10 protein-coding genes are annotated in these 9,214 nt (G+C 65.6%); 4 read left to right on the top strand and 6 right to left on the bottom strand.

All coding sequences use genetic code 11. The features are described from left to right. Nucleotide 1: 1 nt before the first annotated feature. Entirely contained in the window at nucleotides 2-649 is a 648-nt protein-coding gene (locus WAO18_RS07850; protein ID WP_422205279.1) for a TetR/AcrR family transcriptional regulator, read from the bottom strand. Between the two features lie 145 nt (nucleotides 650-794). Between WAO18_RS07850 and WAO18_RS07845 the strand changes: the two genes are divergently transcribed. After that, entirely contained in the window at nucleotides 795-926 is a 132-nt protein-coding gene (locus tag WAO18_RS07845) for a hypothetical protein (protein ID WP_156751530.1), read from the top strand. Nucleotides 927-938: 12 nt separating this feature from the next. Here WAO18_RS07845 and WAO18_RS07840 read toward each other — a convergent pair whose 3' ends face one another. The 4 genes from WAO18_RS07840 to WAO18_RS07825 form a co-directional block, all read right to left on the bottom strand. Then, nucleotides 939-2,363 carry an NAD(P)(+) transhydrogenase (Re/Si-specific) subunit beta gene (locus WAO18_RS07840; protein WP_422205276.1) on the bottom strand — a complete coding sequence of 475 codons (1,425 nt, stop codon included), beginning with the start codon at nucleotides 2,361-2,363 and terminating at the stop codon, nucleotides 939-941. Then, nucleotides 2,360-2,677 (bottom strand): NAD(P) transhydrogenase subunit alpha, encoded by a 318-nt coding sequence (locus tag WAO18_RS07835; protein ID WP_422205274.1) that lies wholly within the window; start codon nucleotides 2,675-2,677, stop codon nucleotides 2,360-2,362. Before WAO18_RS07835 ends, WAO18_RS07840 begins: the two co-directional genes overlap by 4 nt. A gap of 9 nt (nucleotides 2,678-2,686) precedes the next feature. After that, nucleotides 2,687-3,829 (bottom strand): Re/Si-specific NAD(P)(+) transhydrogenase subunit alpha, encoded by a 1,143-nt coding sequence (locus WAO18_RS07830; protein WP_422205272.1) that lies wholly within the window; start codon nucleotides 3,827-3,829, stop codon nucleotides 2,687-2,689. A gap of 118 nt (nucleotides 3,830-3,947) precedes the next feature. Further along, nucleotides 3,948-4,409, bottom strand: coding sequence for a DUF1348 family protein (locus WAO18_RS07825; RefSeq protein WP_422205270.1), 462 nt, complete (start codon nucleotides 4,407-4,409; stop codon nucleotides 3,948-3,950). A gap of 69 nt (nucleotides 4,410-4,478) precedes the next feature. On the opposite strand from WAO18_RS07825, the gene WAO18_RS07820 reads away from it, so the two are divergent. The 3 genes from WAO18_RS07820 to WAO18_RS07810 all read left to right on the top strand — a co-directional run bounded on the left by WAO18_RS07820 (nucleotide 4,479) and on the right by WAO18_RS07810 (nucleotide 8,374). Beyond that, a complete protein-coding gene (locus WAO18_RS07820) occupies nucleotides 4,479-5,690 on the top strand; it encodes an acyl-CoA dehydrogenase family protein (protein WP_422205281.1) in 1,212 nt (403 codons plus the stop codon). Next, nucleotides 5,691-6,512 carry a tyrosine-protein phosphatase gene (locus tag WAO18_RS07815; RefSeq protein WP_422205268.1) on the top strand — a complete coding sequence of 274 codons (822 nt, stop codon included), beginning with the start codon at nucleotides 5,691-5,693 and terminating at the stop codon, nucleotides 6,510-6,512. 314 nt (nucleotides 6,513-6,826) lie between these two features. Next, a complete protein-coding gene (locus WAO18_RS07810) occupies nucleotides 6,827-8,374 on the top strand; it encodes a PE-PPE domain-containing protein (protein ID WP_422205267.1) in 1,548 nt (515 codons plus the stop codon). A gap of 69 nt (nucleotides 8,375-8,443) precedes the next feature. Here WAO18_RS07810 and WAO18_RS07805 read toward each other — a convergent pair. After that, the coding region (locus tag WAO18_RS07805; protein WP_422205265.1) for an NADPH:quinone oxidoreductase family protein at nucleotides 8,444-9,214 on the bottom strand (771 nt) is incomplete at its 5' end.

Raw genomic sequence — 9,214 nt, 5'->3', positions numbered from 1 at the left:
GTCATGGTGCGACGGTCTCCGTCCTGGGTGTGCCCAGCGGCGAGTCCACCCGGACCGCCTCGTCGCGAATCAGGCCGCGCAGCAGGGCCGTGCTGAATTCGGCGGCGATCTCCTTGGCGCTGCGCCGCCCGCTCGGTCGCAGCCAGCGGTAGGCACCGAGCGTCATGCCGATGTAGCCCAGCGCCAGGACGTGCGAGTCGCACTCGTAGAACTCTCCGCTGGAGATGCCCCGGTCGATGAGGCCGTGCACGTGCTCGTAGACCTGGGTTTCCTTCTCCCGGACCGCCGCAACCTGCTCCTCGGTGAACCATTCGGTGATGTAGGGCTGCTCCTGGAAGTACACCGCTGCGCCCTCGGGGTTGGCGGCGATCTGGTTGAGCAGCCGCACGGTGTACTGGTACAGCGCCTCGCGCGCCGACATGGTCGGATCGTCGTGCACGGCGGCCAGGGTGCGCTCGGCGGCCTGCTGATAGATGTCGTACAGGATCAGCGACTTACTGGCGTAATAGTGGTAGACGGTGGCTTTGTTCAGCCCGACGACGTCGGCGACGTCGTCCATCCGGGTGCCGTGATAGCCCCGGGCGGCGAACAACTTGGTGGCTACAACCAGCAGCTCCTCGCGGCGGGTGAGCCCGTTCTCGGATGGCATGTCTACTCGCTATCGGCAGTCCGGGACCTACCCGGAGTCAATCAACTAGTTGGGTAGTCTAGGCAACACGACAGTTCACTGTTGCGCGTTGCCCGCCGGGACTAGACTCCTGCATGAAACGCGTACCGACTCGGGAGGTAGTCAGATGCAACCGGATCCTGATCCCAGCTACGACTTTTCCGACGAACTCGAGTTCTATTTCAAGTACCTGCCGTGGGGCCTGCGTGGCGTCACCGACGGCCAGGGCTACCCGCCGCCGGCCTACCCGCCCGTATAACCACCGGGCCGGTTAGAGCGCCTTCAGTTCTTCCGCGACCTCGGACACCGACTTCTTCGCGTCACCGAACAACATCGTGGTGCCTTCGCCATAGAAAAGCGGGTTGTCGATGCCGGCGAACCCGGAGTTCATCGACCGCTTGAGCACGATCACCGACCTGGCCTTGTCCACGTTGAGGATCGGCATGCCGTAGATCGGGCTGGACGCGTCGTTGCGGGCCGCCGGATTGGTGACGTCGTTGGCGCCGATGACAATCGCGACGTCGGTCCGGCCGAACTCGTCGTTGATGTCGTCCATGTCCTTCATCGCGTCATAGTCGACCTCGGCCTCGGCCAGCAGCACGTTCATGTGTCCGGGCATCCGGCCGGCGACCGGGTGGATCGCATACTTCACCGCGACACCCTTGTCCTCCAGCAGCGTGGCCATGTCCTTGACGGCGTGCTGGGCCTGCGCCACGGCGAGCCCGTAGCCCGGGACGACGATCACCTGGTTGGCGTAAGCCATCTGGATCGCGGCGTCGGCTGCCGATGTCGACTTGACGACCTTGTCGCCACTGTCGCCGCCGCCGGGCGCCACGCCGCCACCGCCGAACCCGCCGGCGACGATCGCCGGGATGGACCGGTTCATCGCCTTGGCCATCAGGTTGGTCAGGATCGAACCGGAGGCGCCGACGATCATGCCCGCGACGATCATCGCGGTGTTGTTCAGCGCCAGGCCCGCGGCGGCGGCCGACAGACCGGTCATCGCGTTGAGCAGAGAGATCACCACGGGCATGTCCGCGCCGCCGATCGGCAGCACCACCATCAGGCCCAGCACCGCGGCGGCGGCCAGGAGGCCGATCATCCACCAGAGCGAGGCTCCGCCACTGCCCGGGTGCGCGTGCACCCCGATGACTACCGCGGCGACGATCGATCCGGCCAGCAGCAGCAGGTTGACCAATTGCTGAGCCTTGCCCAGACCGATCGGCGCACTGGAGATGATCTCCTGCAGCTTGCCGAACGCGATGATCGAGCCCCAGAACGAGATCGACCCGACGATCGCAGCGAACAGCGACGCGACGACGATGTGCGCCGTCGGCGACTCGTGGTGCTCGAACGCCGAAAATCCATGCGTCTCAATGAATTCCGCGAGCGCGATCAGGGCGACCGTGCCACCGCCGACGCCGTTGAAGAACGCCACCAGCTGCGGCATGGCGGTCATCTTGGTCAACCGGGCCGGCGGGACGCCCAGCACGATGCCGACGACCAGTCCGCCGATGATCAGCGGCCATTGGTCGGTATGCCGGATCTTGATCAGCGTCGCTGTCACGGCCAGCGCCATGCCGACCGCGGCGATCAGGTTGCCGCGCACCGCGGTCTTGGGCCCGGTCAGGCCCATCAAGCCGTAGATGAAAAGTCCGAACGAGATGACGTAGAGGCCGATCACCAGGTAGTTCATTTGGCGACCTCTTGCGTCTTGGCAGGCTTCTTGCCCTTGAACATGCCGAGCATCCGGTCGGTGACGATGAAGCCGCCGATGACGTTCAGCGTGCCGAAGACCACGGCCACGAACAGGATGATCTGCACCGCCAGCGTCGGGTGCTCAACCTCGCCGAAAACCACCAGCGCGCCGAGCACGACGATGCCGTGGATGGCGTTGGTCCCCGACATCAGTGGGGTGTGCAGCGTGTTGGGCACTTTCGAGATCACCGCGAACCCGACGAATCCCGACAACACCAGGATCGCCAAGTTCGACAGAAGTTCGTCATACATCCCGTGCATTTAGGAGTCCTCTCCAACGTCGCGCCGCTCCTCCGCATCGCTGCGCTCTGCTTCGTCGCCGGCTCCGCGGGTGACACATGAATCCGCGATGACTTCGTCGTCGAAGTCCGGGGCCAGCGAGCCGTCCTTGATCAACAGGTCCAGCAGCGCGGTGATGTTCTTGCTGTAGAGCTCGCTGGCGTGCTCGGGCATGGTTGCCGGCAGGTTCAGCGGCGAGGCGATGGTGACGTCGTGCTTGACGACGGTCTGGCCGGGCTCGGTGAGCTCGCAGTTGCCGCCGGTTTCGCCGGCCAGGTCGACGACCACGCTGCCCGGCTTCATCGCCTCGACGGCGGCAGCGGTGACCAGCTTGGGTGCCGGACGGCCCGGGACCAGCGCGGTGGTGATCACCACGTCGAACCCGCTGATCGCGTCCTCCAGCGCCTTCTGCTGCTGGGCGCGTTCCTCGTCGGTGAGCTCGCGGGCGTAGCCGCCTTCACCCGCGGCGTCGATGCCGATGTCCAGCCACTGTGCACCGACCGAGCGGACCTGGTCGGCCACCTCGGGCCGAACGTCGTAGCCGGTGGTGCGCCCACCCAGCCGTTTCGCCGTCGCCAAGGCCTGCAGCCCGGCCACGCCAACGCCGAGGACCAGCACGGTGGCCGGCTTCACGGTGCCGGCCGCGGTGGTCAGCATCGGGAAGAACCGGGTCGACTCCGAAGCGGCCAGCAACACCGCCTTGTATCCGGCGACGTTGCCCTGCGACGACAACGCGTCCATCGCCTGCGCGCGGGAGATCCGGGGAATGGCCTCCAAGGCGAACGCCTGCACGCCGGCCTGCTTCAGCGAGCCGATCGCGTTGTCGGCGTTGCGGGGGGCCAGGAAACCGATCAGCGTCTGGCCGTTGTGCAACTTGGCGACCTCGTCAGCGGTCGGCGGAGCGACTTTGACGACGACGTCGGCCGACCAGGCATCGCCGATGGTGGCCCCGGCCTCGGTGTACAACGCGTCGGGAAGCAGCGCGCGCTCGCCGGCACCCGACTGCACTACGACCGCGACGCCGCTTTTCACCAGCGGCGCGATTGCCTTCGGGACCAGCGCGACCCGTCGCTCGTCGGCCCCCGACTCGGCAACCACGCCGACCGTCGTCTGCGTTTGTGTCATGGCGTCCGCATCTACTTCCTGTACTCCCTAACCCCGGTAGATCGGCAACAACCCTAACCTGATCGACCGGCTGCTCCTCCCGCCTCCCCGAGGCGGGAGGAGTCACCGGAGGCCAAGGTCACCAAAGTGGAAAGTCCCGGCCGTGTTCCGCCGGGGCCCGTGGGCCGAAGTAACGGCGCTGGGACTCGTCGATCGCGACGTCGTTGATGCTGGCCTCGCGCCGACCCATCAGCCCGGCCTGGTCGAACTCCCACAATTCGTTGCCGTAGCTGCGCCACCACTGTCCGGAGGCGTCGCGGCACTCGTACTGAAACCGGACCGCGATGCGGTTGTCGTGAAAGCTCCACAGACTCTTACGCAGGGCGTAGTCGAGCTCGCGCTGCCATTTCCCGGTCAAGAACGCCACGATCGCCGCACGGCCGACGATGTGTTCCCCACGGTTTCGCCACTGCGAATCGACGGTGTAACCCAGACTCACCCGCTGCGGATCCCGGCTGTTCCACGCGTCCTCAGCGGCCTGAACCTTTTGGATCGCGGTCTCCAATGTGAACGGTGGCAGCGGCGGGCGGGCGTCGGTCATGGCGTTCATCTTGCGCCCCCGGTGTGGCCTCGTCACGGGTGGCTTATCGTGACGGTCATGGACTTCGCGATGTCAGCCAAAGCAAGCGACTACCACAAGCGGCTGAGCGAGTTCATCACCGATTACGTCTTCCCCGCCGAGGCGGAGTACGACAAGTACCGCGAAGAAGTCGGCCCGAGCGACCACACCGTTCCGCCGATCATCGAGGAGCTGAAGGTCAAGGCCAAGGCCGCCGGTCTGTGGAACCTGTTCCTGCCGGCCGAATCCGGGCTGACCAACCTCGACTACGCCCCGCTCGCCGAGCTGACCGGATGGAGCCTGGAGATCGCGCCCGAGGCGATCAACTGCGCGGCACCGGACACCGGCAACATGGAGACGCTGCACCTGTTCGCCACCGAGGAGCAGCGCAAGCAATGGCTCGAGCCGTTGCTCAACGGCGAGATCCGCAGCGGCTTCTCGATGACCGAACCCGCGGTCGCCAGCAGCGACGCCCGCAACATCGAGACTTCGATCGTGCGCGACGGCGCCGACTACGTGATCAACGGGCGCAAGTGGTGGACGTCGGGCGCCGCGGACCCACGCTGCAAGATCCTGATTGTCATGGGCCGCACTAACCCTGAGGCGGCGAGCCACCAGCAGCAGTCGATGGTCCTGGTCCCGATCGACACACCTGGCGTGACAGTGGTCCGCTCGACATCGGTGTTCGGCTACCAGGACCAACCCGGGCACTGCGAAATCATCTACGACAACGTCCGGGTGCCGACCACCAACTTGCTCGGCGAGGAGGGCTCCGGCTTCGCGATCGCCCAGGCGCGCCTCGGCCCGGGACGCATCCACCACTGCATGCGCGCACTGGGTGGAGCCGAACGCGCGCTGGCCTTGATGGTGAACCGGGCGAACACCCGGATCGCTTTCGGCCGGCCGCTGGCCGACCAGGGCATGGTTCAGCATGCAATTGCCAAGTCCCGCAACGAAATCGATCAAGCCAGGCTGCTGTGCGAGAAAGCGGCCTGGACGATCGACCAGCACGGCAACCGGGCGGCCCATCTGTTGGTCTCCCAGATCAAGGCGGTGGCCCCGCAGATGGCCTGCGATGTCGTCGACCGCGCCATCCAGGTGCACGGGGCGGCCGGCGTCAGCGAGGACACGGTGCTGGCCCGGCTCTACGCCTGGCAGCGCGCGATGCGTATCTTCGACGGGCCGGACGAGGTGCATATGCGTTCCATCGCGCGCGCTGAGATCGGCCGGGAGAAAAGCGCTTTCGCTGCGGCGGTCACCTAGATGACGACCGGACTGCGAGATCTGCAGGGCGCCTGGAACTTTCGCGACGTCGCCGACACCACCGGTGTACTACAACCCGGCCGACTGTTCCGCTCCGGCGAACTGAGTGAGCTGGGCGACGAAGGCCGCGACGAGTTGCGCCGCTTGGGCATCACCGATGTCGCCGACTTGCGTTCGCGCAGTGAGGTATTGCGCCACGGCCCCGGACTGGTGCCGGGCGGTGTCGACATCCACCTATTGCCCATCCCGGACCTGGCGCCCGACGAGGTCAACCCGGACGGCGAAGCACCCCATGAACACGCATTCAAGCGGCTATTGGAAGACAAGCCCGATGACGAGCCGGTCAGCCAGGCGGCCACCCGCTACATGGTCGACGAGTACAGCCGGTTCCCCACCTACCCCGGAGCCCAGCACGCGCTACACCGCGTCGTCAATCTGCTGGCTGACGGGCGCACTGTGCTCGCGCACTGTTTCGCCGGCAAGGACCGCACCGGCTTCACCGTCGCATTGGTGTTGGAGGCCGCCGGTGTCGATCGCGATGCGATCGTGACCGACTTCCTGCGCAGCAATCAGGCCGTCCCGCATTTACGGGAGCGGATCCTGGACGCGATCCGGCAGCGGGCCGACGTCGACATGACGCCGGAACTGATGTCAATCACCGAAGCGCGCCTGTCCGAAGAGGTGCTCGGGGTGCGCGCGGAATACCTCGACGCCGCACGGCGGACCATCGACGACAACTTCGGCTCGCTCGACGGATACTTCCGCAGCGCGGACATCACCGAAGCCGACATCAACCGGCTGCGCCAGGCACTGTTGGGCTGAGTCCCCCGAGTTGAGGCGCGGCGCGCTTCTCGAAACGTGATCGCCTGCGATATCACCCGCGCTCTCGTTTTGAAAAGAGCAACCCACCTCAGCTAGTGGCTGCAGGGATTGCTGAGACGTTTGAGATTTGGCACCCCATCCTTCGGAAACTTAATTTTAGCCAACGAAAACCTGTGTATTTCTCAGACAGTGCCCCGCAAAGGGAGTAGAACATATGTTGAATACCCGCGCCGCCGGGGCCGCGTAAAAGCCCTGACGACCAAGAGCCCAGAGCCCCGAAAGGTCGCAAAATGTCAGCTCGCACGGTTCGTCTTATGGGCCTGGGAATGGTCGCCACAGCTGGTGCGGGTGTCCTGAGCCTCGCGGCGATGATGAACTCCAGTTACGCGCACGCCGACACCGAGGACGACATCGGCCTAGTCATGGGCGGCAGCGGCCTACCCATCCCCGGCCCGACCTATGTCGGAGCTGCTGACGCGCTGTACCTGAACAACCCGGGCATCCCGCACGGCCCGCTGTACCCTGACATCACCTTTTACCAGGCCACGTCAACCGACCCGGGTTCACCAGGATTTTTTGGAAACGGCCTGTTCACGCCCGAAGGTCTGTATCCGCTAACCGGCGTGCACACTCTGGAGCTCAACTACCCCTCCGATGCCAATGGCTTCCCATCAGGCAGCACCTCGGTAGGCCAGGGCATGCAGATTCTGGAAAGCACGATCGCGGCCGAGCAGAACGCCGGGGAGACGCCAATCGTGTTCGGCTATTCGCAGAGCTCGACGATCTCCAGCTACGTCATGCAGCAACTCGACCCCACCGGAGCGCAGCACACGGGAGCACTGGACCCGCAGTTCCTGCTGCTCGGTGACCCCAGCAACCCCAACGGCGGTCTGCTCTCACGCTTCGACGGCTTCACGCTGTCGTCCGGCCACGTGGTGTCTGACCCGTTGAGTCTGCCCGCGCTGGGTGTGTCGTTTGACAGCTTCACCCCGGCCGACGACTACGTCACCAACATCTACTCGTTGGAATACGACGGCTTCACCGACTTCCCGCGCTACCCGCTGAACTTCCTGTCCGATCTCAACGCGTTCCTGGGTATCGCCACGATTCACGGCACCTACCTGAACGCTGGCATCGACGGAAGCGGCCCGACAGGCGGAGAGATCGCCGGTGCGACTCTGCTGCCGGGCTCCTTGGCGGACGGCGCAACCGACAGCCTGACCAATTACTACATGATCGGCGAAACCGCACCACTCGTCGCGCTGCTGCCGACGCCGCTGCAGGAGTTGCTGGGACCCGACCTGACGTATCTGATCAACCTGGGCTACGGCGACGGAACTCTCGGTTACTCCGTGGACGCTGGTTCGCCGGCCGACATAAACACCCCGTTCGGGCTCTTCCCTGACGTCAGCGTGAAGGACGTGTTCACCACGCTCATCGCCGACACCAAGGAAGGCTTCCAGAACTTGATAAACGGCGTCGACCCCTACGCGTCGACGCTCGACCCGGGATCGGCGGGGCAGAGCATCGCCGAGGCAATGGCAGCAGTGCATGCCGGCCTCGCCGCCGACCCGTCAGGGGCGCTGACCGACCTCATCAATGCGCTCACATCCGCATCGTCGGCGGCGTACTCCGCGCTGCTACCGACGGCCGACATCATCAACTCGTTGGTGACCAGCATGCCCGCTTATGACGTCTCGCTGTTCACGGAGACCCTGGCCAACGGCGGCGGCCTGCTCGACGCTCTCGGCCTGCCGCTTGCGGCGGACACCGCGTTGGTCACGCTGGCCGGGGGCTTTGAGTTCGAGGTCTTGCAAAACACGATCTCTGAAATCGCCGCCGCATTCTCGAGTGCGTTCTAGTACAGGCGGGATGGAAAGGCGCCGCCACCATTGAGGGGTGCGGCGCCTTTCTAAGAGGGAGCTGCGCTGTCAGGGCTCGAGCACGACTTTGCCGAACACCCGGCCGTCGGCCAGGGATTGCAGCGCGTCACGACCCTGCGACAGCGGATACCGCTGCGGCGGTGGTGGTTTCAATCCTGCCGACACCAGTTGGTTCAGGCCCGAGGCGAACAGCCCCGCCGAACCGGGCACCTGATGCAGATACTCACCCCAGGCCACGCCGAGCACGCCGACGTTGCGCAGCAGCAGTCGGTTGACCTTGACCGTCGGGATCGCACCGGCGGCAAAGCCGATGACCAGTAGCTTGCCGTCGATGGCCAGCACTCGCACGGCATCGTCGAAGGCCTCGCCACCGACCGGGTCGACAACGATGTCCACGCCCCGGCCGTCGGTGTGTTCGCGGACCGCCTGAGCCCAACCGTCGGTCAGCGGCAGCACCACATCGGCGCCCAGTGACGCGACGAAATCCGTTGCGCCCGTGCGATGTACCACCGCGATGACCTTGCTCGCACCCATCGCCCTGGCCACCTGGATGGCCGCGGTGCCCACCCCGCCCGCCGAACCCAGCACCAGCACGCTGTCGCCTCGCCGCATGGCGGCCCGGCGGGCCAGCGCGAAATACATGGTGTTGTAGTTCACCAGCAGCGACACCGCTTGGGCGTCGTCGAGTTCGACGGGGCTGCGGGTCACGTTGGCCGCCGGTGCAAGCACCTGCTCGGCGAAGCCGCCAAGTATCCCGAATGCCGAAACCCGATCTCCCACCGTGAATTCGGATTCCTCGGGCGCCCATTCGACCACACC

It is taken from the genome of Mycobacterium sp. (assembly GCF_049278535.1).
In the GTDB taxonomy this organism is placed as follows: domain Bacteria; phylum Actinomycetota; class Actinomycetes; order Mycobacteriales; family Mycobacteriaceae; genus Mycobacterium.
This window is presented reverse-complemented; position numbering and strand designations above follow the sequence as displayed.

Bases quoted from the DNA above. Each gene is read 5' to 3' on its own strand.
- WAO18_RS07850 (WP_422205279.1), bottom strand. From the start codon at position 649: ATGCCATCCGAGAACGGGCTCACCCGCCGCGAGGAGCTGCTGGTTGTA.
- WAO18_RS07845 (WP_156751530.1), top strand. From the start codon at position 795: ATGCAACCGGATCCTGATCCCAGCTACGACTTTTCCGACGAACTCGAG.
- WAO18_RS07840 (WP_422205276.1), bottom strand. From the start codon at position 2,363: ATGAACTACCTGGTGATCGGCCTCTACGTCATCTCGTTCGGACTTTTC.
- WAO18_RS07835 (WP_422205274.1), bottom strand. From the start codon at position 2,677: ATGTATGACGAACTTCTGTCGAACTTGGCGATCCTGGTGTTGTCGGGA.
- WAO18_RS07830 (WP_422205272.1), bottom strand. From the start codon at position 3,829: ATGACACAAACGCAGACGACGGTCGGCGTGGTTGCCGAGTCGGGGGCC.
- WAO18_RS07825 (WP_422205270.1), bottom strand. From the start codon at position 4,409: ATGACCGACGCCCGCCCGCCGCTGCCACCGTTCACATTGGAGACCGCG.
- WAO18_RS07820 (WP_422205281.1), top strand. From the start codon at position 4,479: ATGTCAGCCAAAGCAAGCGACTACCACAAGCGGCTGAGCGAGTTCATC.
- WAO18_RS07815 (WP_422205268.1), top strand. From the start codon at position 5,691: ATGACGACCGGACTGCGAGATCTGCAGGGCGCCTGGAACTTTCGCGAC.
- WAO18_RS07810 (WP_422205267.1), top strand. From the start codon at position 6,827: ATGGGCCTGGGAATGGTCGCCACAGCTGGTGCGGGTGTCCTGAGCCTC.